Source organism: Tolypothrix sp. VBCCA 56010 (assembly GCF_050875635.1).
GTDB lineage: Bacteria > Cyanobacteriota > Cyanobacteriia > Cyanobacteriales > Nostocaceae > Hassallia.
Window position 1 is genome coordinate 1 of record NZ_JBPAOH010000541.1, and the last position, 219, is coordinate 219.

The following is a 219-nucleotide window of genomic DNA, read 5'->3' on the forward strand; positions in this document are numbered from 1 at the left end:
ATTAGCGCGGATGGGCAGACGATTGTCAGTGCAGGTGAAGACGGCACTGTGCGGTTGTGGAATTTCCAAGGTCAGCAAAGGGCTGAACCCTTCGGTGGTCATCAGGGTAGGGTCTTGTCTGTCGCTATTAGCGCGGATGGGCAGACGATTGTCAGTGCAGGTGAAGACGGCACTGTGCGGTTGTGGAATTTCCCAGGTCAGCAAAGGGCTGAACCCTTC

General features: G+C 55.7%; 1 pseudogene. It reads left to right on the plus strand.

Annotated features, from left to right (window positions below):
* Positions 1-219 (plus strand): annotated as a pseudogene (locus AABK37_RS42275) (WD40 repeat domain-containing protein); the annotation flags it as partial.